Origin of the sequence: Paenibacillus sp. Soil724D2 (genome assembly GCF_001427935.1) — a bacterium.
In the GTDB taxonomy this organism is placed as follows: domain Bacteria; phylum Bacillota; class Bacilli; order Paenibacillales; family NBRC-103111; genus Paenibacillus_E.
In genome coordinates, this window is record NZ_LMRY01000059.1 from 92,239 (window position 1) to 118,194 (window position 25,956).

The window sequence follows — 25,956 nt, forward strand, 5'->3', positions numbered from 1 at the left end:
TGAAAGTATTTATCTATTATGATAAATATTATATACAATATCAACATTTATGACTTAATCATTTCATTAATTCATCTAGGGGGATTATCTGCTATGTCCATGAAATCGACTATGCTTATTGATAAGAATTTCACCATTTCTGAAGTAGATCCGCGTCTCTATGGGTCATTTATCGAACACCTAGGACGTGCCGTATATGGCGGAATTTATGAGCCAAACCATCCAACTGCAGATGAGAACGGCTTCCGACGCGACGCTCTGGAGGCAATTCGTTCACTGAATGTTCCTATCATTCGCTATCCAGGGGGAAATTTTGTATCCGGCTATAACTGGGAGGACGGTGTTGGTCCAAAGGCCGAGCGTAAGCGTCTATTGGATCTAGCGTGGTGGACAACAGAAACCAATGAGATGGGAACAAATGAATTCGCAGATTGGGCTAAATTAGTCGGTTCAGAAGTCATGATGGCCGTTAATCTGGGTACCCGCGGCGTTGACGCGGCTAGAAATCTCGTCGAATATTGTAATCATCCTTCAGGTTCTTACTGGAGTGATCTGCGAATATCACATGGTTATAAAGATCCGCATAATTTCAAAACGTGGTGCCTTGGGAATGAAATGGATGGCCCTTGGCAAATCGGAGCAAAAACGGCTGTCGAATATGGCAGATTAGCGAATGAAACGGCCAAAGCTATGCGGTGGGTCGACCCATCCCTAGAGCTTGTGGCATGCGGCAGCTCGTCAAGTGGAATGAGTACATTCGCTGATTGGGAGGCTACCGTGCTCGATCTTACCTACGATCAAGTGGATTATTTATCCTTGCACACCTATTACAATAATAACGAGAATGATTCTTCTAATTTCTTGGCAAAATCGCTTGATATGGATCAATTCATTTACAGTGTAACAGCGATTTGCGATTACATGAAAGCGAAGAAACGGAGCAAGAAAAAGCTCATGCTTTCATTAGATGAATGGAATGTTTGGAATTCCATCGGAACAAGCCGTGCAACTGAACGCTGGCAGGTGGCACCGCCGGAATTCGAAGATGTTTATACGTTGGAAGACGCTCTTGCAGTAGGCTGCTTCCTGATTACACTGCTGAAACATGCGGATCGTGTTAAAATGGCGTGCATAGCCCAATTGATTAATGTGATTGCGCCGATTATGACTGAAAATGGGGGCCCTCTTTGGCTGCAAACCACATATTATCCATACCTTCATGCTTCCATGTACGGTAGAGGAACGGTGCTTCACCCGATTACTTCATCACCTAAATACGATTCAAAGGATTTCACCGATGTCCCTTATCTAGAAGCAATCAGTGTTTTCAATGAAGAGCAAGGTGAAGTTACGATCTTCGCTGTAAATCGTCATTTATCAGAGGGACTCGAACTTAACGTTGACGTCCGCAGCTTCGGCGAAGTCAGCATTATCGAGCATCTAGTGTTGGAGAATGAAGATTTAAAAGCGGCCAATACAAAAACGAAGCCCGACAATGTCGTCCCACATAAAGGCGGTAACGCCAAGGCCGACGGCGGATATGTAAAGGCTGATCTTAGCAAAGCTTCATGGAACGTGCTTCGACTGCAAATAAAAAACACCTAGAATAAATAATAGTAACTGATCCAAGATAATCCGCGTGGGCATACCCAGATTCAATCAAAAAGAGTCTGTCACCATATAAAAAAACGCAGCCGAGTTGACTGCGTTTCTTTGTATAGTGGAGCCTAGGGATTTTCTGCAAGTGATTTAAGCAGTATGACGACCTCAGCTCGCGTCATGGATCTGTCCGGCTGAAACGTGCCCTGACGGAATAATTTCTAACCATTCAAGCCGAACTAGAGCATCTTTAGCTTGAACTACAATACGATGTGTCCCAGGCTCTAGTGTGAACGGATCTCTGATATCTTTGCTTTCGCCATCTATCGAGATTGCCAGACTTCCGTTTTCATCAAGCTCGTTAAGATGTACATTGATCTCATAAAGCGTAAAATCCGTAAACTTAGGCACATAAATTTCATAGGCTAGCCAATCGCCTTCGGCTAAGAGTACTTCTAGGCGCTCGTCCTCCTGCCATGCCTCTCCTTTGCCATGTTCGAAGTTTGCTGTCTCCCTTGCACTTGCGACAAACCGAATGTCCGTGCGGTCATGAATGCGAAAGCCAACATTCTGATTCGACGGCTGCTGGATGCCATAACTGATACCTTTTCCCCGATACCCGTAGAAAATAGCAGGTATGCGAACGGGAGGCCTGCTTAACAAGGCGTTAACAACATCGCTGTAATACACACATTGGTCGAAAGCTAAATTAGTTAGATATTCCCATAAAATCCGTTGTGCTGTTATCTCGTCCGGCTTCATACCGCCCTCTAAGTAATCAACCAGTATCTGCCAATCGTAGGGCACCTTAACGCTGCAAGGTGAATTATCCTTGCCCATCTTCTTCCAAGTCCAGAAATTCCATGAGATATTGTGATCTTCAAAAAGGCGGAAAGCACCCGCGTACCATGCTTTGTTATTCTCGCCACCTTCCCCCATGTAAATGGGCACGTTCCACTCTTCACGCTTATCTAAGTAGACTCTGATGCTCTCCGTATCTGGATTATTCCAATATTTATGAAACTGCAGCATCAGATTATCATCGATTTTCTCCGTAAAAATCGACCAATCGGTTGCCCAATGGGCACCTTCTAGAATAATCAGGTGGCGATCGTCCACTTCCCGGATCGCCTTGACAATGTCCCGGTAAAGAGGCATGACCGCACCGTTATAAGCAGAGAACCAGTTGGGCAGCGGCTCATTAAGCAGATCATAACCAGCAACAATCCACTCATCCTTGTAGTGCTCAGCGAGAAATCGCCATAACTGAACCGTAAGACGCCTATTATGCTCTTCTGTAAACAACTCCGGCAAATCGCGTTCAGAGTCGTCTATATTCGTACCCGTCTGCCCCCCAGGCGCCCCGTGCAGATCTAGAATCACATAAAGGCTGATCTTACGACACCATCCAATCAGGCGATCAATGAGTTCCAGTCGATGTTCTTTTACCCTAAGGGGCTCGCCATCCTCAATTAAAAATCTTGCGTTTATTGGCACCCTAACGGAATTAAATCCTTCAGCGGCAATCTGCTGAATATCAGCTTCCGACGTGTGAACATCATAGTAAATGTCCCAAAATCTTTCGGCCTCCCTTTCTCCGATTAGCTCTTGAATCATCTTTTCAATACGCCGCGGACGATCTCCTTGCTCTGGAAACATCCACATGTAGCCCTCTGGGAGCAGCCAACTTCCAAAGCCGACGCCTCTCAGCAGCACCTCGCGACCTTCTCCGTTAACGAGTCTCTTTCCGTCAGCTCTAAGAAAACCAACAACTTCGTTCTCACGCTCTGAATTCATTCTTATTCGTCACTCCTATCCCTTTATCGCACCGTCTGCAATACCCTTCATAATGTATTTTTGCAGTAATAAGTAGAAGAGAACGACCGGCAGCATGGCCAAAATTAATGAAGACAAGATGGCAGACCAGTCATTATTCCCGTATTGACCGAACAGCATGTTGGTGGATAATAGCAAGGTATACGTCTTATAGTTTGTTAACATTAGTAACGGCAGAAGAAAATCGTTCCATATCCATAGCAGGTTTAAAATCGCAATCGTAGCCGTAATCGGCAGTAATAACGGAAATATGACGACAAAAAATAATCGAAACTCACCACATCCATCGATGACAGCCGCTTCATCCAGATCGCGGGGGATCGATTTCACAAAACCATGGTACAAAAAGATCGCAAAGGCGACACCCGTGCCTATATATATCAACCCTAAACCCGTCGTTGAGCCTTGCACCGATAGCGCTTTAGAAATTTTAGTCAGCGTTATCATAATAGAGTGAAATGGAATCAACGTGGACATGACGAACAGCAGAAATATAAATGCGCTTAACTTCCCGGGTGTCCTAGATAGTTTATACCCAGCCATCGACGCGCAAATGATAATGCCTAACAAGCCAACCGATGCGATATATATCGTATTTCCTAAGCTTCTAACAAAATTAGTCTTATGGAATGCGCCAAGATAATTTCCAACTTCCAAATGGGTAGGCAGCGACAACATATTATTCATCATGGCGCCTTCCGTCTTAAAGGAGTTCAACAGCCCCATGTAAATCGGAAATAACGTAAATATGGCAGCAGCAATAAGGATGAGCAGAATCATAAAGGAACCGATTCGCTTCATGATTCCACCTCTCTTCTCTTCATCAACCACAGCTGAATCAAGGTGATCAAGAATACGACTAGAAACAAGATCATCGCCTTAGCATTGGCGTATCCGTATCGATTGCTTGATTTAAATGCTTCTTCGAAAATGTTCAGCGCGATGACCTGCGTTGATCTGCCTGGACCGCCGCCGGTTAACGAGTAGACGGCATCGAATGCTTTAAACGAGCCATTAAGCGTAAGAAAGATACCAATCGTCAGGGCCGGATAAATCATCGGAAGCGTCACATAACGAAACGTTTTAAAAGCATTCGCTCCATCCATAGCAGCCGCTTCTTTTAGATGCTGGGGCACACCCTGCAAGGAGGCAATATAGATCACCATCAGGTAACCGACACCTCCCCAAAGGGACACGATGACGATGGCGAAGAACGAATAAGCTGGATCACCGATCCAGGATTTATCCAAAAAGGCGAATACCGAATGTTCGGCTATATACGGGAGTACTTTGGTGAAAATAAATAACCACATAAAGCCGCCTATGATTAAACTGATCATATTGGGCATGAAAAAAATCGTTCGGAACCATACCTTGCTGCGCCGTCTGGATTCCACGAGAACCGCCAAAAGCAGAGCGATCGCGTTCTGAAGCACAACCATGAACACGACATATTTAAGGGTGAAGCCTACCGACTTTAGGAAGAACGGGTCCGCCGTCAATGCCTCGATGTAATTCGCCAATCCCACCATCCGATACGTGCGATTCAGTCCGTTCCAATTCGTAAGGCTGTACCATGCGCCCCCGAAAGCGGGGGCGAGTACGAATACAGCGTAGAAGAATAGAGCGGGAAACACGAAGGCTAATAGGATGACCGTCTTTTTTCGTTTCGTTGTCATTAGCCTATTCTCACTCCCGGTCACCATATATCGCCATGCTATTGCTGAGCCTTAATCGCGTCTGCCCATTTCTTATCCAGCGATTTGATAATCTCGTCTTTCGTTACTTGCTTCGCGTAGTAGCTTTGCAGCAGCTTCGCTTGTTCATCCGTGACGCCATTAGGAAGAGACAGATCCTGATAAGCCTTCCCTTGAGAAACATAGCTCATCGCTTCATCGATCCAAGGGAACGATTTATACGTGTGTACCTTAGATACGGGATTGAACTTCAATTCTTGGAACAAGGCTGACGAATCCTTCGGATCAAGGATGTAGTTTAGAAGATCCATGGCAACCTCTTTGTTCTTGCTTGTTGGAGATACCGCTAGAGACGTGGACGTTGATAGGTTGATCATCGTACCTTTCGGGTTATTGCTCACCGGAAGCGGTGCTACGCCGAATTCGATTTTCGGGTTAACCTTTTGAATCGCTTCTGCTTGCCACGGACCTTGAACCCACATTGCCGCTTTTCCGTTAGCAAAATCGGTAGAGCCCTGGGCGCTGCCTACTTCGAATGGCTTATCTGTCCCATTTTGCATAACAATATCAATAATATTGAATACGTCCTGTATGTCTTTATAGGAGGCTTCACCCTTGTTCATCTTTTGGATCCAATCCGGATGCTCCGAATTCACAATCCCGCCGAGCGACAGCGCCATAATCAGCTGCGGAATCCATGCCTCTTGGAAAGACAACTCGAAGGGTGCCACTTTGTTTGCTTTCAGCTTCTCTACAACCGCTTTCATTTCATCTATTGTTTGAGGAGCTTTCAGACCTAAATCATTGAACACTTTCTTATTGTACAAATAACCCCATTCCAAGCTTTCAAGCGGTAATGCGACTATTTTTCCGTCAAAAGTTACCGTCTTTTTAACGTTATCGAACAAGCCTGCCGTAAATGGCTGATTGGATAAGTCACTCAAGTAACCGGCTTTGTAATAACTAGGTACGTCTGCTACAGCGTGCAGGGTGAATAAATCCGGCGCATCATTGGAAGAAAGGCGAGTCTGCAGGATCTGCTTGGCTTGATCAGGATTCGGCATTTCAAGATTGATGGTGACATCAATATTTTTTTCCGCTTTTTCCTTTGCCTTAAATTGTTCAAAGTATTTATCAAATTGATCCTTAAACCGCGGGAAGCCCATAAATACTTTCAATTCTACTTTCTTAGCTGGAGCAGGAGCAGATGCTGCCGGTTTTGAATCTGCCGGAGCTGGCGTTGCCTCTTTTCCGTCATTACTAGAGTTGGTGTTCGTGCCACAACCGACCATTGCGCCCAATATGGTAACACTTAGCATGAAGTGAAGCGCTTTCTTCATTTTTCATTTCCCCCTAAAGAAGATTAGTAACTACACTTTCAGTATAGAGGAGAAGGGTTTTATGAATCATTTGATGTTATTAGCATTCGTTATTGTACTTTATTGATCTCCGAGCTAATCCTTACGCATTTCTCCTGGTGTGAGCCCAAAATGTTTCTTAAACACCCGATAAAAGTAAGCAATATCGATATAGCCAGTTAGCTCTGCTACTCGTTTGATGGCAAGTCGTTGATCCATGATTAATTCCTTAGCTTTCTCCATCCTCTTACGAACGATATAGTCGGATATATTTTCCCCGATGGAAGCCTTAAATGATCGACTTAGATGCTCCTTGCTCACAAAAAAGTGATGAGCGACCGTCTCAAGGGAAATTGCTTCTTGGTAGTGGCGGTCAATGTAAGCCTGTACGTCCGCGGGGGCCAATCGATTTTTATTTTTGCGGTACGCCTCGATGGCATCTATTGCATCAATTAACCACTCACGCAGGATGGTATGAATTTCTCCCAAAGAGTACCCACTTAACAATGCTGCACGTTCACGTCGCTCTTCGATCCAAGCTGAATCCAAACCATAATCCGTACCAGCCGTAAACTCTTCCAGCAAATGCAGAAAATCATGCGCAATTCTAGCCGGTAATCTCCCGTCCTGTGTCCCTGTATATCCTTCGGATAAGAGGTCCTCTATCTTTTCCATTGTATGGAGCACAGCGGGTCGATTAAGTTCCAAGAGATATTCATAAACCTGCTGCCGGTAATTCAAATAGATGTCCAGCATCTTTTTATCCGTAAAGATGTGCGTATCCCATGAATTTGGTATTTGTAGGGAAGCTTGCAGCTCCTCCACGCACCGAGAAAGGGCAGCGTTCAATTCAACTGGATTAATTGGCTTCAGCAGATATTCAATGGCACGGGAACGTATCGCCTGCTTCAAATAAACGAAATCGTCAAAGCCGCTCATCACGATAATTTTAACTTCGGGGTATCGTTCATTTAATGCCTTCAGGAGCTCCACACCGTCCAGTCCCGGCATTCGCATATCGGTGATCACAATGCTCGGATGCAGCGTCTCAATCAGAACGATTCCTTCCCGCCCGCCATCTGCTTCCCCAATGATATTCAGTCCAAGTTTGTTCCAAGCTCCCAATGATCTAACGACTTGTCTGGCCCATAGCTCATCATCGATGATCAATACGTTCAGCATCCGTTTTGCCCCCTTCCTCTTGCGTAACAGCAGCCATTACTAATACAACCAAAGTCCCTACCCCTGTCTTGCTAAATATTCGAACACCGCAGCCCATGCCGAATTGCAGCTTGAGCCGTGCATGCACATTCCTTAATCCGATTCCCCTTTTCTTTCGTACATCGTTGTTCCTTGCTCGAGGCGCCAGTCGTCCATCTCTCAAATCCGATCGCAAATCGCTTAGACGCTGGTCGTCAACGCCTATCCCATCATCCTTAATGAAGATATAGACTCGTTTACCAATCAGCCTTATCCGAATCTCGATATTCCACTTGCCTTCCTTACGTTGCAGTCCATGTTCAAACGCATTCTCGAGAATCGGTTGGAGTGTAAATTTAGGAAGCCTTGCAGTAAGTGCCCTCTCATCTGTAGATACATGCATAAAGCAACGATCTGCGAAGCGTTGTTCCTGAATATATAGGTAGTTCCGCATATGCTTGATTTCGTCTTCGAGAGGTACCAAATCACCGTCTGCACTGATGGAATAACGTAAAAGCTCTCCCATTACCCGGGTAATTTCATAAATTTCAGGCGCATCCTTCACCAATGCCATCCCCCCCATCAAATTCAGGGTATTATTGAGAAAATGCGGGTTGATTTGGGCCTGCATAGCCATTAATTGCGCATTCTTCAGATCGATTTCCTGTTGATATTCAACCTCGATCAATTCCTTAATACGCTTCATCATGGAATTATAGCCGTTTTCCAGCAATCCGATTTCGTCCCTGCTTTGGACCGGAGACATTTTAAAATTATGAATATGGGTCATCTTCATCGTTTTGGCAAGCTTGACAATCGGCCTGCTAATCCGAAGCGATACGAAAATGGAAAGCAAAATAGAGGCAATAGCAAATAGAGTTCCTGTTAAAATCCCTGCTTGGATCGTCGGCTGTGCGCTTTGGTTGACCGTACGAAGCGGAATGACCTTCACGACTGTTAATTGACCGTCTCCGACTCGTTTCAAGAAATAGAAATCCGTCTTGGTTCTACGAAACGCCAATTCAAAATCATTCTGGTCGAGGCTTTGAAGTTGGGACTGAAGCTCTGCGGCATCCATTGTCTCCGTTGAACCCGACAAAAGCTCCCCTTGATCATTAATCAGGTACACTGAGCTTTCTGATTCTGATTTTAAAATATCGCTGACTTCCCTCCACACTTGCTTGTTTATACGGACGGAAATACCGCCTAACAACATACGATCCTCAAATCGGTTCATACTGTGATATGCATAGATGGCACTGCCGGATTGTTTAAAATACATATTGATGGGTGTTTGAAGCATACGTCCCCAGTTGCCTTCCTGAATGTTTAAGGAATAAATAGTTCCGCTGTTTGCATAACTGACTGAAAATGCCTTCTGGATTGGATGAATATATAAGTTCAACTCGTCTATCTTTCTGGAGTTTGCATGGAAGGCAGACGTTAGTGTGTTTTTGATATAGTTTTGCGTGTTGAATTGGACTCCGATATCAGGATTATTCATATCATTTAGTCCTGCCATGAGCGTCTGGTTAATTTGTAAGGAATAAAACAGAATATCGATTTGCTGATGGAGCTCCTCCAAATATTGATCGGCCCATAGCATCCTCGAATTGTTTGCATTAATGATTTCCTTCTCTACGGAACTCCGTGTATTATTCGTGGCAATCCATGTGACGGTTACGACCGGCAACGTGGTTAAGCAAATCATGAGTACCATCAATCGAAGACGTAGGCTTGTTCGCATCGTAGTAGAGTTCCTTTCTGAACGAAGATAGCGCTTACCTTCATGTTACTTTATCTTTTGAGGAATAGCATTCCTAATTTACCACATAAGAAAGTATAAGTTTTCGGTTCCCGAAAACCGCTTTCTTATTGGCGATAAAACCGTAGACCAAAGTCTCTCCTCGCTAAACGCGGTCGCTCAACCTTGAATGGCCTCGATAGAGGTTTTCTCATAATCTTCAGGCAAAATGGAATAAGCGCAAGTATCTCTTGCGCTTAGAATTGAAAGCTCTGAATTAAAGGCCTTTCACAAAAAAAGCTTTCACAATTTAATTTTAGAGTTGCTGCAGGCAGTTGTCATTGTAATTTATTGATTAACACGATTAGAATATATTGATTTCGCGAAAATAATAAGAAGCTGGCCCAAAGTAGTTAAATCTACTTGAGGACAGCCCTTTTAGGTATTTTGACCATATGGAACATTCGAATCGGTATTCAGCTCGAAATTATAATTCCATTGGATTTTTCCAATGGAATTGACTCTTAGACCTCGAAATTCGTGTTTCTATTGGAAATAATCCAATGGAATTGACTTTTATGCCGCCAAATCCCTACTTCCATTGGATTAATCCAATGGAAGTAGCATTCTGGCTTTGAAATTCACAAAGCAGGAGCTGAATATACCAAATATGACTTTTGGGACAGCCCCTAGCCTATTACGAAACGAGACGTTTCGAAGATCATTCAAACACGAATCCAGACCGTCATTTCGCCCGGCTGCCTGTTACCCCACAAATAATACGGTACGGCTTTAAGCTTTACGGGCTCAGACACTTGAAGCTGCGTAAGCGGACGGTACGCCGTATTCTCTGGCCAAGAAGCTCGTTCATCAGCGTGACCCTTCGCTTCAACAACGACCGCTCCACCGAGCAGTTCGGAATCGTAATACGATTGCAGCTCCGTTTCACGATCTAGAGACAAATTCGGAAGCATGCTGCCATTGTCAGCTTCCTCCAGACAATAAACTAGCGGACCGCGTTCAATAGCAGCTTTGCCTGCATTGGCCCTGATCTCCGGATGCGAGGAAATCAACTGAGCCTTAAGCACGGGCTCCCATTCCACGATGTCTCCCTTTGCCCATTGCCTATTTACGGCTGCATATCCATTCTCAACCTCGTATTCCGAAATCATGCCGTTAATTCTCATAACAGCTTGCCCATAGCACCAAGACGGAATGCGCAGCGCAAGCGTGAATCCGGCATCCGGAACAGCAGTTAATTCAAATCGCACATAACCTTCCCAAGGAAGTCGCGATTGCTGCTTCAGCGCCACTTGACCGACAGCTAGTTCGAACTGCGCTTCACTGCCTATGAACAGATGTGTATAAACTTTGTTATCCTCTACAGAAGCTGTATAAATATAGTCGTTCAAAGAGGTGAGAAGCCTTGCCACATTCGGTGGGCAGCAGGAGCAACCGAACCATTTCTGCCGCACCGACTTCACGTGCCTACGTTCCGGATTATTTAAAGAAGCCTTCGGCCACACTTCCAGCGGATTAACATAAAAATAATGCTTACCATCCCTCGACATACTGCCTAAAACATTGTTATACAACGCTCGCTCAAGGACATCAGCGTACTCGCTTTTCGCCTCCAATAACAGCATGCGGCGGGCGAAAAAGATTAGACCGATGGAAGCACACGTCTCCGCATATACGGTATCGTTGGGCAAGTCGTGGTCGAAGGTAAACGCCTCACCGTGATGCGTCGAGCCGATGCCTCCTGTAATGTACATCTGTCGCTTCGTCGTATTATCCCACAAACGACGGCACGCCTCGAGCAGCTCCCGGTCATCTGTCAGGCTTGCAAGGTCGGCCATCGCCGAATACATATAGACCGCCCGTACAGAATGGCCTATTGCTACGTCCTGTTCACGAACTGGCATATGCGCCTGATTATAGGCTATTTGTTCGATGGTCGGAATCGGCAGCTCCTTCTTTGCCCAATGACTGTACCCGCCTCTTTGCTTGCATTCCTCAATCAGAAAGTTGGGTGATTGACCGCGCTCATCGATGAAAAATTGCGCCAGCTTCAAATATCGCTCCTCTCCCGTCGCATGGTACAGCTTCACTAGCGCCAGCTCTATCTCCTGGTGGCCGTCATAGCCTCTCAGTTTGCCCGGCTCACGTCCAAATACGTTGTCGATATAGTCGGCAAATTTGCACACGACATCAAGCAGCCTCCGTTTTCCCGTGGCCTCGTAATACGCAACCGCTGCCTCTATCATATGGCCCGCGCAGTAGAGCTCGTGCGCTTCATGAAGATTCGTCCACTCATTGCCCGGTTCTTTGATCGAGTAATACGTGTTCAGATAACCGTTGCCGTGTTGGGCCTTGGCAATTAGCTCGATCAACTCGTCCGCAGTTCGCTCCAGCTCGGGGTCGGGTTGGCTCGCAAGCGAGTATCCTACTGCTTCAATCCACTTCGCCACATCGCTGTCCTGGAAAACCATCCCTCCGAATTCGCCTTCTTCCATCCCGGCCGCAATCCGGAAATTACGAATCGCATAACTCGGCTCAGCTTCTGGAATACGGTCGTTAAGCGCCTCCCATTGATAAGGAATAACCGTTCGCCGCACCAGCTCTGTAAATTGATTCCAAAACCCGTCCTGTATGCGTACATGCCTGCTGCTCTGCCGCTCGCTCATTGATATCCCCATCTGCATATCCTCCTAGAACTGTACATGATTTATATGACATTTGATTATCACTCTCATCCAGTTTATCCTTGTAAATATGGATGAACTACGAATAAATCAAACCTATTTTTTATAAAATTTCACACAAAACTTCGGAGGGTATTGGGAATGAGCAAATCGGGAATCATTTGGATGGAGCTGCCGCCAGTGCCCTATTATATTACGACCGGCTTATCGACCTTATATCCGGGAGAGCAGCACCCGAGCCGGCGAAATATCGGCATCTTCGATCTGCTTTGGGTTGTCAAAGGGACGTTATACATCGGAGAGGAGGATAGCCAGTGGGAGGTTACGGAAGGACAGACACTGCTGCTACTGCCCAACCGTTATCACTATGCGGTGAAGCCCTGCGAGACGGAGACCGTTTTCTATTGGAATCACTTCGACTTTAAAGGGAGTTGGCTCCAGGCGGCGGACAATGCTGTAAACCCAGCCTACCCGGTCCAGCATGTATGGGCAAACCCCTATACAATTCGGATTCGGCAATATGCCTCACCGCCGGAGTTTACCCTTGCCGAGTGCCACCTTCGCAAAATGCTCGCATCGATAGACCAACATCGCTCGGCGACCTTTTGGAACGAGCAGCAGCTGTTCATGGAGCTGCTGCGTCTACTAGAGGAAGGGTATAGTGGAAGCGACTCTTCCCCTGCCTTAAAGCTCGCGGAGAAAGCAGAAGCTTACCTTCGGCAGCACTTTCAGGCTGACGTGACGAATGAATCACTTGCGGAGGCTCTTCATTATCACCCGAACTACGTTGTTAGGTGCATGAAAGAGATCTACCACTGTACTCCGATGGAATATCTGCACGAGTATCGGCTGGAACAAGCAAAACTGCTGCTGATCAAAACAGATTGGCCGGTCGGGCAAATCGCCGAACGCGTCGGTTTTGGGTACGCCCCATACTTCTCCAACTGCTTCAAACAGTATGCCGGCATCTCACCTCTGCGTTTTCGCAAGCAGTTTTCACATTAGTTTTACTAATTGTGGACCTCATCGCAGTTTAATTCAAAAACGAGCTGTTTTCATTTCTGCTAGAACTGTATCTTCATAGGCATGCTTTTCGCCTCGAATGATGTCTTGGACACTCACTGGCTGACCCGTATGTCCGGACTTCAAGGCAGCGATCACGACTCCCAATGCTTCGAGACCACGTTCAGCGCTGGAAATAGGCTGCTTTTGCTCAGCTATCGCTTCCCACAATTCAATGTAAGAGTGGGCAAAAGGGTTTTCTACAACTTCAGGCGCGTAACGTTGGATGATTTCGGAATGGGTAACAATTGATTTGCCTTCAAGTGTTACGTGTTGACCAGGACGCAAACATCCTTTGCTCCCATAGATCCATACCCCATCAGTCTTCTCGCCGTGGGCTGCTGTGCTGCACATCCAATGACCCAGACCCCCATTCTCGAAACGGAATACAGTGACAGATGTATCTTCTCCGGTAGGGTGAATGGTTGTTTCACCGTCATTTAATTCCTTTTCAAAAATTCGCGTATAGGAGAACACTTCTTGGATAGGCCCATTCACTTCCGTGAAGAAATGAGTGCGGTGAACCCCGTGATCATTAATCCAGCCTGCGCCCGCGCGGCCTTTCATATGACGCCAAGCAGTTCCAGCAAAAAACGAGCGTCCCAGTGTGACCGTTGCGTAATCCATGATCATATATACATCGCCGATTAAACCAGCTTTTACTGCGCGCGCCATCGCAACATTACCAGCGCCCAGCACACTCGGCTTGGAAAGCGTCTCTATGCGATAGGCGGCAATGTGACAGTAGTTTCTATGAGTGTGTATCCGTTAGCTAATACATGGCGCGACGAATCGACTAGCGGAACCATTCCGCAAAAAGTTGTAATGGATAAACCCAAGCTGGAGATCTATTTTTATTTCACAAAACATGTAAGCGCTTACTATTCAGGAATGAGAAAAGCGCTTCTCGCGCTAATCTTTCTATCGATGACCTGCTTACCCTTGCATTGTTAACTTCCATGCGTCCAAGCTTTCCAGAGATACTTCCCCATTCCTCGTGAACAGCTTGATTCCCAGGCTGTCAGGTTTCGGGTAAATGCGGTTCGTTACGGTTTTCAGCCCGTTATTAGCAAACAGCTCAACAGAAGAGCGATCAATGAATATCTGCAGCTTAATGCGGCCATCCTCCAGTGGATTCAGATCCACTTCACATATACCCGCTTCGCCCGCACCAGAGTGATTACGATCCACTCTAAGCTTCCGGTCAGCAGCCGAATAGCTCACTTCCGTGTACTCGGAACCATCCTCTGAACAGCGAAGAAGCAGACCGAACTCAACATCGCCAGCTGATTGATTCAAGTTAAAAACGGCGATAAGTTCAAGCGCATCCCCATGAATTTCTAGCAAAGGTACTTCCGTACCCGCATAAATGGACAGATTGTTCACACGTTGATGAGTCCCGCGCATGGCTTTCAATTCCTCCACAGGCTCTATCCGCAGCGTTCCGTCCTCTAATAGTGTCAGTTCGCGAGGCAGGGTAAAAGCCCCCATCCAGCCATGTTCCTGCTCCGGCATTTGAGCGCCCCAAATATTCATCCAGCCTATGAGAATACGCCTTCCTTGTCCGTCCGTGAACGTTTGCGGAGCATAGAAATCAAAGCCATAGTCCAGCCGTTCCGCATAACGGTAGTCGAATAACCCGGTCTCACAGCTAAACTTGCCGGTAAGATACATTGTCTTGGTCGTTCCCATATTCATAGGGGAAATGACAAGTACATGATCATCACCACTCCCTAATGGAAACAAATCTGGGCACTCCCACATATCCCCCATCGTGCCATCGCTTTCAGCTGCGACCCCGATATAGCTCCAATCCCGCAGATCAGAAGACTTATACAGCAGCGCCTTGCCCAAGCCGTCTTTCCCGTATCCAATAACCATGTACCATACACCATCATGCTGCCAAACCTTCGGATCCCGAAATCCGAAGCAGCCTTCCTCTGGCGCGCCAGCAATAACTGGGTTATACACGGCTTTGTTGAAAGTAACCCCATCTGTGCTTGTCGCAATGCACTGAACCTCAGTGGGAGTGCGCCCATCAACATGCCCCGTGTAGATCAAAGTCAGCACACCGTTATCGTCTACAGCGCTGCCCGACCAGCAGCCGTATCCACCGCTTTCTCCCATATCGTAAATTTCTGATGGAGCCAACGCTACGGGCAGATGCTCCCAGTTCAACAAGTCTTTACTTTTGGCATGTCCCCAGTGCATCGGTCCATTCTTCGGCTCATAAGGATTGTGCTGATAAAAGGCATGATATTCCCCTTTATAATAAATAAGACCATTCGGATCATTCATCCAACCGGCAGGCGGCATCAAATGATAATCAAGCCTGTAGTTATCCTCAACCACTGTTGTTGCTGTCGCTTGTTTCAACGCCTTATTGGCTAGATCTACTCGTTCCTCGTGAACCTTATTCCGTTCCTTGTCTTCTTGACTCATCTTATCTCCCCCTCATTCCTAAACCTTCTATAACACATGTTCTGCTCGCATTAATTCATCAATTTCTTCTATTGTACCAAGGGAAGGAATGGCACCTTTCCGAGTCGTCGCTAAAGCACCCGCTGCATTCGCAAATCTCAAAGCGTTACATAATTCTGTTTCGCTCCAAGCCTGCAAAGGTTTTCCCAGCTTTAACACTTCATGTAGAAAAGCTCCGAGAAAGCCATCCCCTGCACCCGTTGTATCAACGGTATGAACAGAATAACTGTCCACCTTCCCCCACCAATCGTTCATTCGATAAAATGAGCCTTTGGGTCCCGCTGTTACTAATAGTAGCCCTATTGAATACCGCTCCATTAACTGTTTGGACGCAATTTCGATATCCTGCTGCCCTGTCAAGAAAATGATCTCTTCTTCGGATACTTTCACGAGGTCAGCCAGTCTCAAGCCCGCATGAATAGCCTCCCTAGCATGATGTTCGTCCTCCCACAAAGAAGGACGCCAATTGGGATCATAAGAAATAAGCGCACCTTTCTCCTTGGCAATCTGAGCGGACTTAATCGTAGCTGAGTAGGAAGGCTCCGCCGTCATCGAGATGGATCCAAAGTGAAAAATCCGCGTTCCCTCCAGCATGGCCAGATTCACTTCATCCTCTCTCAATAGCTGGTCAGCACCGGGCTTTCGTGAGAAATGAAAGGATCTCTCGCCTTGCGAATCCAAATGTATGAAGGCCATTGTCGTATGGGCCTCGTCAGATGCGATAAGCCCGCTATCTGACACACCCTGCTGAAGCAAGGCTTGCCGCAAATACCTACCAAAGGGATCATTGCCCACCTTCCCAATGAACCCGGTCTTCAGGCCGAGCTTAGCCATAGCGGCCACAACGTTCACAGGAGCTCCTCCCGGATTGCGCTCAAACATAGGCTGTCCGGCGTCTGATAGACCTTGAGGTGTAAAATCAATTAAATACTCCCCTAGTGCAACTGCATCATAATTCATCTTAAGTTTCCCTTCTCCTCATTATGCATGATCCTTGGATCAACCCTTAATACCTGACATCGTGATCCCCTGAATATAGTAGCGCTGCAAGAATAAAAACAGCAGCAGAATCGGCACTGTCGATAACGTGTTCGCCGCTAGTACCTTGGACCAATCCGTCCCTTCGTTAGAGGAAAACGTGGAAATGCCTACTTGGATCATTTGCATCTTCTGATCATTGATCACAATAAGCGGCCAAAGATAGGAATCCCAATTGCCTAGGAATGTCATTAGGCCGAGTGTAATTAATGCGGGAACCGCCGCCGGAAGTACAATAGATACGAATGTGCGCGGTAAGCTAGCTCCATCTATGCGTGCCGCTTCCATCATTTCATTCGGAACCTCTGCGAAAAATTGCCGCAGCATAAAAATGCCAAACACGGACAACATCGAAGGTACGATCAGCGCTTTATAAGAATTAAGCCAGCCCAGATCATGCATGAGTAAGTAGTTCGGTACGAGAGTAACCTCACCTGGTATAATCATCGCGGACATAAATAAGGCAAACGCCACTGTTTTAAAGCGAAACCTGAGTTTCGCAAAAGCAAAAGCTGCCATCGAATTAATGATTAGCACTAGCGCAGTTACGATCGAAGCCACGAACAGAGTATTCCAGATATAACGAAGAAACGGATTGCGCGCATTGAAAATGACATTATGAAAATTACGTCCCGTCCATTCCACGGGGATCAGCAGATGAATATTCAGAGACGTATATTTAAAAAGCTCCTGGTACGGACGAAATGAGCCGGCGACCATCCATAGGATCGGAGCGACAGATATCAGAGCGATCACAATCATGATGATCATTCTTACGATGTTGGTTATCCTCTTCATAGCGATTCACTCCTAATATAGGGATCTTTGAGCGTAGCTCAAAGTCTCTCCGCTTTGGGATCTTTGAGCATAGCTCAAAGTCTCTCCGCTTTAATCAGTATCTTTGTTAAAAAGCTTCATTTGGATAAGTGAAATGGTCAACACAATCGCAAAGAGCACAAAAGCCGCCGCTGTCGCATACCCCATCCTCATTTGCGTAAAAGCTTGCTTATAAATATAGAAAACAACCGTCTCCGTCGAGCTGTTAGGTCCTCCATTCGTCAACACGAATACGAGCCCTGATAACTTGATTGCATCTATCGTGGTCATAATGACAACGAAGGCCATGGTCCGATTCAACAACGGAAGCGTAATCTTGAAAAATTGTTGAATCCTAGATGCGCCATCCACCCTAGCAGCTTCGTATAGATCAGGGGAAATATTGTTCAGACCTGCCAGGAAGATGATCATAAAAAATCCGGCGCCTTTCCAGATCCCGAGCACAATAATGCCATTCATCGCCGTGTCCGGATCAGAGAGAAAGCTCGTAACCGGCAGGTGCAGAGCCTTGAGAATACTGTTCAAGAGCCCAAACTCTTTGTTGTAAATCAGCTTAAATACCGTTGCAGCCACCCCTGTCGAAATAATAACCGGGATAAAATAAAGCGTCCGGAACAGTCCTGCCGCCGCTGTTTTCTTCTGGATCAATAATGCTAACCCCAGAGCGATGCTCGTTTGAATCGGAATCACGATAATTGCAAAATAAAACGAATGCTTCAGACTGTTAAAGAAGGCGCGGTCCTTCATCAGATGAGCATAATTATCCATTCCGACAAATACATCGCCTGCGCCTACTAACGAATAGTTTTTAAAGCTGATGATGAAGGCTTGCAGCATTGGGTAGAACACGAAGACAAGCAATAAGGCTATCGCAGGTAAAATAAACCAGAATGCAGTAGCTTGCTCATGTCTTCGGAAGCTTTGCGATTTTTTTGTGGTTTCTACCACTGTTTGTATCGCAGTATCCATGGTACATCTCTCCATTCCACTTCTATCAATTTGTATCGTAAACAAAAACCTTGAAGCTCGAAACCACACCGCCATCTGGGATTATCGCTTTGATCTCCGCCTGTCCGGCCTGAACGCCCTTCACCATAACTCCTCCGTCAACAGCTGAAACTATAGCTATCGCATCGCTGCTAGACTGCCATTTCAACAGCTGCGGAGCGCTTAAAGGAATGACCGAGGCTTCGACCAGCTGACTGCCATTCACTGGCATATCGAGTGTACTCTTACTTAGCACAATCCGCTGCGGCTTCACGGCATTCACATCTTCATTGCGCCATACCGTTTGTATCGGATAATACTGCGCACTCTCCAGCGTGATGCTGCCTTCCAAAGCTGTTAGTTCCAGTCGATTACTCGTCGGATCTGGGAATATCAGGCTGGAGACGACAGCCTCGCCATCGTTCGCAAATACCTCAAGACTAGATTCATCTACGAAAAGTCGAAGCTTGAGCTTGCCGTCCTTCAGCTTCAGCGGTGCCGAAACTTTCTCAGCGAAACCCTTCTCGAACGAGGAGATGCCGGAGTGTGTTCGATCTACCGTCAACTGCTCCGTCTTGGCATCATAGCTGACGCCCGTTTCTTGGTCGCTTCCTTTTCTTAGCTTGAATGCCAATTTCGCATTCGGCTGAACGGATAGCTCCGTAACCAGCTCATAGGATGTTCCTTTGATGGCTTCGAAAGGATTACGTCCTGCAGTCAGTTCCTGCTTGGACAGGGCAGCTTCTTTACCACGCAAAGTCTGGAGCTCTTTCACAGGCTCCTGAATCAGCCGCAAACCTTGATCAGGGATATTCCTCAGCCTAAGCTCGCGGGGGATGGACATGTTCCCCCTCCAGCTGCTAGTAGGCATCGAGAAGGGATAACGCCAATTAGACATCCAGCCCAGCCAGATACGGCGTCCATCTTTGGTCGGGATATCTGAGTAGGACACAGCCGCATAGAAATCTTTACCGTAATCTGTCCAAAGCACATCCGATGGCTTATTATCATTCTTGAACGTTAGCCCATCGAACGTACCGATGAAATATTGCGCAGTGGAACCCTTCGTCGTATTGTTACTGCCGATACTTACAGCGAGTACCCACTTCTTTGCTTTGGAGCCCTCCACCGGCAGTTCGAACAAGTCCGGGCATTCCCATACGGCCGCGTGCGAGCCCTGATCGCTTCCGAACTCGCTTGTCATTTTCCACGATTTCAGGTCCGGCGATGTATAGAAACGAACACGGTTATCGACAGACACAACCATCACCCAAGAATGGGTAGGCGCATGCCAGATGACCTTCGGATCTCGAAAATCCTTCAAGCCCGGATTCGGAATCACTGGGTTTCCTTCATATTTGGTCCATGTCCGGCCTTTATCTGCGCTATAGGCAATGCTTTGCGACTGAACGCCGCCTTTGAAATGGGTGAAAATCGCGACCAACCCCGCCTTGCCTCCAAAAAATCCGCTCGTATCCTTGCTATCTACCACAGCGCTCCCAGACCAAATCTCTCCCAAGGCATCCCGAGCCAGAGCTACCGGGAGATGCTCCCAGTGGGTCAGATCCTTACTTACCGCATGTCCCCATTGGCCACTGTTTTGATAAAACTGGTGATACTCACCTTCGAAATAGACCATCCCATTCGGATCACTCATATTCCCGGATTCCGGCGATAAGTGATACTGCGGACGGAACTTTTCTGTATAATAATTCGGATCACTCGCATACGTAAAAGCTGAGCTTTCTGCAGCATCCGACGACCTACCATCCCCTTTAACCAGAACAGCCACCCCCAATCCTAGAAGTACGACCGCGGCAGCACCAACTGCCCATAATCCTAATTTCTTCCGCATACTTCCTCCTTGTGCATGTCGCCATCATTTTCTGTATGGCTATTGTACCGAGTCCGAACGAAGAAAGATTTCAAAATCATCGGGAGTTGCCTTTCAATTTTATTTGCAGTTGTTAAACTCTTTCAGGTAGCTAGCTTTTAACCATTTCAACGACAAATAAGAGCCTCTAAAGGCTCTTATTCCGCTCTTTTTGCCACTTTCCGCGCAAATTGAAACTCCCAAAGACTCTTATTTCTCCAAGTAGCTAGCTTTCCCATCATTTCAACGACAAATAAGAGCCTCTAAAGGCTCTTATCCCGCTCCTTTAGCCACTCTACGCGCAAATAGAAGCTCCCAAAGACTCTTATTTCTCCAAGTAGCTGGCTTTCCCATCATTTCAACGACAAATAAGAGCCTCTAAAGGCTCTTATTCCGCTCCTTTAGCCACTTTCCGCGCAAATAGAAGCTCCCAAAGACTCTTATTTCTCCAAGTAGCTAGCTTTCCCACCATTTCAACGACTAATAAGAGCCTCTAAAGGCTCTTATTCCGCTCCTTTGGCCACTTTCATCGCAAATAGAAGCTCCCAAAGGCTCTTATTTCTGTGAGTAGCTAGCTTTCCCAGACAAATGGGCTGCCCTCAAGGTCTAATTTTGTCCTTTTGGAACAGCCCTATTTCAAATCTGCATCTGTTGCTACTATACTTTCTTACTTAGTAGCTCTTCCCGATACTCCTTTGGTCCTTTGCCATAATACTTCTTAAAAGCGGTGCTAAAGTAACTCGAGCTAGAATAGCCAACCAGCGTAGCAATATCCGTAAGTTTCAGTTCATTTTCTTCCAGCAGCACCGTGGCCTTACTTAGACGCAGCCTTGTGACATAGTCACTAAAAGTAATGCCCACGCTCGTCTTAAACAAGCCGGACAAGTAGGTCTCGTTAAGATGAAACATGTCCGCAAGAGAAGCCAACGTGAGCTCATAGGAAAAGTTCTCATCCACATAATTACGAATCGCTTCGATCATCTGCTGACCACTCGAGAACCTCGTTTTCCTCACTTCATTCATCACCAACTGCGCCATTTCATGAAGCTGTTCCAACACTTGCTCCCTAGAGGAATAGTCTCTTACCGTCATCTGACAGTTCCATAGATAGCTTTGCAGCGATGCGTCACCGAGTTCGAACTTCTTCGCTATCGCATTAAACAGCAAAATAATCCGAAGCGTCAAAAAGGTAAATACAAACATCGGCGTGTCTCGTTCAGCGGAGAAAATGGTATGCAGCTGCTTAGTAAATGCAGGCATATCCAGACTTTCAATGGTTTGCATCAGCTTTCTCTCTACTTCCGGTGAAAACGCATGTGTCATGGCCAGCATACTTCGGTTCGGCTCAGCCTTGTCTGATTGGATCGTGCCTTGGCTCCATGCCAGCATGCTCGATGCATAACCATCCTTTAACTGTCTCAGCCCGGTGATGGACTCGCCTATGCCGACTACACTCTCTACTCTCAAGTAACTTTTGATATTCTGCTTGAGCTTGCGCACGAAGTCATCCATGAAACGACTATGCTGAACAGGATCTTGTATTAGGATCAGAAAGTGCATCATCGCAGGATGACTAATAGGATAAAAGGGATACACTTGCTCCCAATTTTCAGCAGACTCCCGGCAAAGCATCTGGAATGCCAGATAGAGTAAATCTTTCCGCTCACTCCAATCGTCCAAACGTCCGTGTGGAATTCTCATTTCCACTGTCACAAACTGCGCATGTACATCATCTATGGTCAAAGAAGACAGCTGTAACTGCTGCATCCGTTCTTTCACGGTTGATACACTAAACCATTCATCCTTCACCAGCTGCCAAATTAATTGCTCCTGCATCAGCTGAAGCTGTTGATGATTCTTCATTTCCTCTTGGTCCTGTTCGCGTACTCGATTGCGGTCATCTTCCAATTCACCGGACAGCTTGGCAAGGAGTGCCGTTAATTCGCTGCGCACCACAGGCTTTAGCAAATAATCTTTCACACCCAACTGGATGGCCGCCTTCATATATTCAAAATCCGAGTAGCCCGAAAGCACAATGATACGAAGTTGGGGGAACTTCTCCTTACTAGCTTTGATGAACGCTATACCGTCCATTTGCGGCATTCGGACATCCGTAATCACAACATCGGGCAGCGGCTGCTCACTAAGAATCTGCATGGCCTCCAGACCATTAGCTGCTTCGAATTCAATTTGGAATCCGGCGGATTTCCAATCGATTTTGGCTTTAATACTGTTTCGTACGCCGACTTCGTCATCAATCAGCAAGATTCTATACATCTATGTTGTCAGCTCCTTAACAGAGGAAGGTACAAGGTCATTTCCGTCCCCTCGCCCAACCTGGAATGTAAGCCTAAGTGAAATTGCTCCCCATAATTCAATCGACATCGTGATAAAACATTGCGGAGTCCGATACTTTGCCCCTCGCTGTTAAGAATGGCAACGGAATCACCCATCTTAATCTCTGTCAGTAAATCTTGTACCAACTCGGGGGACATGCCAATTCCGTTATCTTTGACGCAGATTAGCAATCTTTCGTCTTGTACCAGAGTCCGCAATGTAACCTGTGCGACGCCAGCCTTCTCCAGACTATACTTCACTGCATTCTCCACCAGGGGCTGAATAATGAACTTGGCAATCATGACATCATCTGCCGCGGGATCATCCTCGATTACGACTTGTAATCGCTCTTCATGTCTCAAATGGAGAATGAACAGATAATCACGAATATAGTTCATTTCCTCGGCTACTCGGACCAGATCGCTGTTCAGGTTCAGCGAATACCTCATCATTTTGCCTAACGCCTCGGTAGCGTCCATCACTAGATCTTCCCGCTTCATGGCAGCGAGACCGCTAATAATTTCAAGCGTATTATTATAGAAATGCGGATTAATTTGCAGAAGCAGCGCCTTATATTCGGCATTCTTTCTACGTAAATTTGTTTCGAATTCAGTTTCGATCAAAAATCTCAGCCTGTGCGTCATTTGCTCGAAAACGCCCGTCACATAGCCTACTTCACTATGTCCTTCCCTCACTTTCGGCATCACATGCAGAGCCTGATTAAATTCGCCGCGCTGCACATGCTTCATCGCTTTGCCCATCACACTTAGCGGTTTGGTAATACCTGCGGACAACCAGAAGGCCGTTAGCATAGCAAGAATAAGCAAAAGGGCAGTAACCAAAAGCATCGTTTGCCTGATATGAGTGATCTTCTCATACAATTCTCCTTCGGGAACGGTGCCTACAATGGTCCAATTCTGAGCAGGCAATTTGCGGAAAAAGAGCAAATTCGTACTCCCTTTATTCTCTATTGGGAAAATCCCGCTAGTCTCCTCCTCGAATCGTTTATCGATTTGCTCAAGACCGCTCCTTAGAATGTCCCGATGCTCTGAAATATTTTGATCCAACACACTATTGCCTTCACTCGTTAGCAAAATCACTTTCCCAGTCTTCCCAACCCGAATCTTCTCAATCGCATTTCGAAGCAAAGTTGTGGGGTAATTGACTTTAATGAACCCGACATTCTTTAACGATTGCAGCTGCACCAGTGGAAAAAGAAAGCTGTTAATCGATCTTGCTCTCATGAATTCGTCCGATTGATCGATATCTTTATGCGCTGTCGTCCAGCGCTTGCCCTCTGTCATAAATGCCTTAAACCACTCGCTATTTTTATAGGTTCTATCCTGCGTCCACAATCCCCCGGCATCCTCGGCAAAAGCGCTAATCGATATGCCGTTAGAATTGTTAACTGCATATGAAGAAAAATACTCCCGCATTCTCTGCTTCGTAAGAACTCGCTCCTGAATCGTATTATCCGGATTCAAGTGAACGGTAAGCCATTCCTGCGTCGTTCGGCTGCTCACAACCTGATTGCCCGTATCTTCAACCTGAGTAAGCAAAGTCACAACATGCGATGCAAATTGTTCGATGGTTTGAGCGGTGGAAGATTCAATCGACGCTTTAATCGTTTTCGTCGCTTCCTCACTAAGAATATAAGCGAGTGCGGCAAAAGGGAGGATTAGCAGAATAGAGAAAACAGCCATCAGACGGCTCCTCAATGAAAAAAACATGAAATCCCCCGTTTCTTATCCCGTCATCACACTCTATTTATCATACACGTCAACCTTCATAGGAAACAACGACAAAGAGACGATCATCGAAATGATTCGTCTCTTTAATTTTCACAACCCTACTTTTTCTGCTGCGCCTGCACATCCGCATAAGCCTTATCGATCGTCGTGATGGCTTCTGCAATGGATGCATCAATATTCCGTTTGCCGATGGTGACATCTTCAAACATTTTATTCACAGCATCAGACATTTGCGGGAAGATCGGCGTAATCGGACGCGGTCTGCCGTACTTTTGATTTTGGATGACGAAAATGTTCTTCGGATACTCATTCAATTCCGGGAAAGTCTTCGCTGAAGAGTAACGGGATGGAATATCTTTGGTCATGCCGGCATACGATTTTTGTCCTTCCTCACCAGTTACCCAGTTGACGAACTTCCAAGCTTCATCCGGATGCTTGCTCTTTGATGATATGCCCAGCGCCCAGCTGCCGTTTGCTACCGCTTGTGCAGTCCCCTTAGGCAGAGGAGCAATGTCATAGTCCTCGCCCAGCTTGAAATTCGGGAATTTCTCTTTCAGATTAGCCAGAGACCAGGAGCCATCAATCGTAATGCCCAATTTACCGTTCGGGAATGGATCCGGCGGATACTCCAGAGCAGATACTTTATCTTTGTTATACAGATCCGAGAAGAATTGAACGGCTTTCTTCGTTTGCGGTGAATCCAAGTAACCTTTCGACGTTTTACCGTCAGGACTCATAATTTCCCCGCCGAGCTGCCAGATGATCGGATACTTGAAGTAGGCTGTACCTCCCGCGTTCCCGAAGCCCTGTGCAGGATCTATACCAAAGATGCCACTCGCTGGATCATTGATTTTCTTCGCAGCATCGAGCACCTGATCCCATGTCCACGGCTCATCCGGATTTTTGGAAGGAAGTGGGATACCCTTCGCTTGAAACATCTTTTTGTTATAAAACATGGCAATCGAAGATTCCGTTAATGGCGCCATGTAGATTTCATTTTGATACGTGTAGGTCGCAAGCGTTGACTTAGGAACATCATCGATATTCCCGTCCGTCTTGAAGTATGTGGTCAACGGCTTCAGAGCACCGGCATTTGCATAGGAACCAACGGTAGGCGCATCTAATGCCATAATATCCGGCGGGCTGCCCGAAGCGATGGATACTCGTAATTTCGTGTCATAATCCGAATATGGAATCGGTGTCATTTCGACAGAAATGTTCGGATACTTTTGCATGAAGGAAGCAACAAGCTTGTCATAGGCTGCGTTCTCCGTATCGTTCCCCGAGTTTCTCCAGAACGTAAGCTTTACTTTCTCTTCTTTTTTAACAGCATTATCCGTTTGTTTGGGTACGGCTGACGACGTATTTCCACCATCACTTTGCGTTGAACATCCCGCCAATAAACCACCGACTACGAGAGCGCTTACTACTGTTTGGCTTAGCTTTTTCAA

18 protein-coding genes are annotated in these 25,956 nt (G+C 46.4%); 2 read left to right on the forward strand and 16 right to left on the reverse strand.

Annotated features, from left to right (window positions below; genetic code table 11):
• The first annotated feature begins 93 nt into the window (after positions 1–93).
• Positions 94–1,605 (forward strand): alpha-N-arabinofuranosidase, encoded by a 1,512-nt coding sequence (locus ASG85_RS33940; RefSeq protein WP_057302043.1) that lies wholly within the window; start codon positions 94–96, stop codon positions 1,603–1,605.
• Positions 1,606–1,767: 162 nt separating this feature from the next.
• Here ASG85_RS33940 and ASG85_RS33945 read toward each other — a convergent pair whose 3' ends face one another.
• From ASG85_RS33945 to ASG85_RS33975, 7 genes are all read right to left on the reverse strand, one after another.
• Positions 1,768–3,396 (reverse strand): cellulase family glycosylhydrolase, encoded by a 1,629-nt coding sequence (locus tag ASG85_RS33945; protein ID WP_057302044.1) that lies wholly within the window; start codon positions 3,394–3,396, stop codon positions 1,768–1,770.
• A 15-nt stretch (positions 3,397–3,411) separates the two neighbouring features.
• Positions 3,412–4,236, reverse strand: a complete 825-nt coding sequence (locus ASG85_RS33950; protein WP_057302045.1) for a carbohydrate ABC transporter permease — start codon at positions 4,234–4,236, stop codon at positions 3,412–3,414.
• Positions 4,233–5,114, reverse strand: coding sequence for a carbohydrate ABC transporter permease (locus ASG85_RS33955; protein WP_060649178.1), 882 nt, complete (start codon positions 5,112–5,114; stop codon positions 4,233–4,235). The genes ASG85_RS33950 and ASG85_RS33955 overlap by 4 nt, the downstream gene beginning before the upstream one ends.
• A gap of 38 nt (positions 5,115–5,152) precedes the next feature.
• Positions 5,153–6,472, reverse strand: coding sequence for an ABC transporter substrate-binding protein (locus ASG85_RS33960; protein ID WP_060649179.1), 1,320 nt, complete (start codon positions 6,470–6,472; stop codon positions 5,153–5,155).
• Positions 6,473–6,586: 114 nt separating this feature from the next.
• A complete protein-coding gene (locus ASG85_RS33965) occupies positions 6,587–7,672 on the reverse strand; it encodes a response regulator (protein WP_060649180.1) in 1,086 nt (361 codons plus the stop codon).
• Positions 7,647–9,437 carry a sensor histidine kinase gene (locus ASG85_RS33970; protein WP_060649181.1) on the reverse strand — a complete coding sequence of 597 codons (1,791 nt, stop codon included), beginning with the start codon at positions 9,435–9,437 and terminating at the stop codon, positions 7,647–7,649. The genes ASG85_RS33965 and ASG85_RS33970 overlap by 26 nt, the downstream gene beginning before the upstream one ends.
• Positions 9,438–10,159: 722 nt before the next feature.
• Positions 10,160–12,133 (reverse strand): glycoside hydrolase family 127 protein, encoded by a 1,974-nt coding sequence (locus ASG85_RS33975; RefSeq protein WP_060649182.1) that lies wholly within the window; start codon positions 12,131–12,133, stop codon positions 10,160–10,162.
• 147 nt (positions 12,134–12,280) lie between these two features.
• Here ASG85_RS33975 and ASG85_RS33980 point away from each other — a divergent pair, with 147 nt between their 5' ends.
• Entirely contained in the window at positions 12,281–13,144 is an 864-nt protein-coding gene (locus ASG85_RS33980) for a helix-turn-helix transcriptional regulator (protein WP_060649183.1), read from the forward strand.
• Between the two features lie 33 nt (positions 13,145–13,177).
• Here ASG85_RS33980 and ASG85_RS33985 read toward each other — a convergent pair whose 3' ends face one another.
• The 9 genes from ASG85_RS33985 to ASG85_RS34025 all read right to left on the reverse strand — a co-directional run bounded on the left by ASG85_RS33985 (position 13,178) and on the right by ASG85_RS34025 (position 25,956).
• Complete coding sequence (locus ASG85_RS33985; RefSeq protein ID WP_060649184.1) at positions 13,178–13,876, reverse strand: Gfo/Idh/MocA family protein; 699 nt, start codon at positions 13,874–13,876, stop codon at positions 13,178–13,180.
• 261 nt (positions 13,877–14,137) lie between these two features.
• Complete coding sequence (locus ASG85_RS33990; RefSeq protein WP_060649185.1) at positions 14,138–15,643, reverse strand: glycoside hydrolase family 32 protein; 1,506 nt, start codon at positions 15,641–15,643, stop codon at positions 14,138–14,140.
• A 27-nt stretch (positions 15,644–15,670) separates the two neighbouring features.
• Positions 15,671–16,642 carry a PfkB family carbohydrate kinase gene (locus tag ASG85_RS33995; RefSeq protein WP_060649186.1) on the reverse strand — a complete coding sequence of 324 codons (972 nt, stop codon included), beginning with the start codon at positions 16,640–16,642 and terminating at the stop codon, positions 15,671–15,673.
• A gap of 39 nt (positions 16,643–16,681) precedes the next feature.
• Positions 16,682–17,518 (reverse strand): carbohydrate ABC transporter permease, encoded by an 837-nt coding sequence (locus ASG85_RS34000; protein ID WP_060649187.1) that lies wholly within the window; start codon positions 17,516–17,518, stop codon positions 16,682–16,684.
• A gap of 90 nt (positions 17,519–17,608) precedes the next feature.
• Positions 17,609–18,526, reverse strand: coding sequence for a carbohydrate ABC transporter permease (locus tag ASG85_RS34005; RefSeq protein WP_057302056.1), 918 nt, complete (start codon positions 18,524–18,526; stop codon positions 17,609–17,611).
• Between the two features lie 25 nt (positions 18,527–18,551).
• The gene (locus ASG85_RS34010) at positions 18,552–20,399 is read right to left on the reverse strand and encodes a glycoside hydrolase family 32 protein (protein WP_060649188.1); all 1,848 of its coding nucleotides are present in this window, start codon (positions 20,397–20,399) and stop codon (positions 18,552–18,554) included.
• A gap of 675 nt (positions 20,400–21,074) precedes the next feature.
• Positions 21,075–22,694, reverse strand: a complete 1,620-nt coding sequence (locus tag ASG85_RS34015) for a response regulator transcription factor (protein ID WP_060649189.1) — start codon at positions 22,692–22,694, stop codon at positions 21,075–21,077.
• Positions 22,695–22,702: 8 nt separating this feature from the next.
• Positions 22,703–24,457 (reverse strand): sensor histidine kinase, encoded by a 1,755-nt coding sequence (locus tag ASG85_RS34020; RefSeq protein ID WP_235550280.1) that lies wholly within the window; start codon positions 24,455–24,457, stop codon positions 22,703–22,705.
• Positions 24,458–24,603: 146 nt separating this feature from the next.
• Positions 24,604–25,956, reverse strand: a complete 1,353-nt coding sequence (locus ASG85_RS34025; RefSeq protein WP_057302061.1) for an ABC transporter substrate-binding protein — start codon at positions 25,954–25,956, stop codon at positions 24,604–24,606.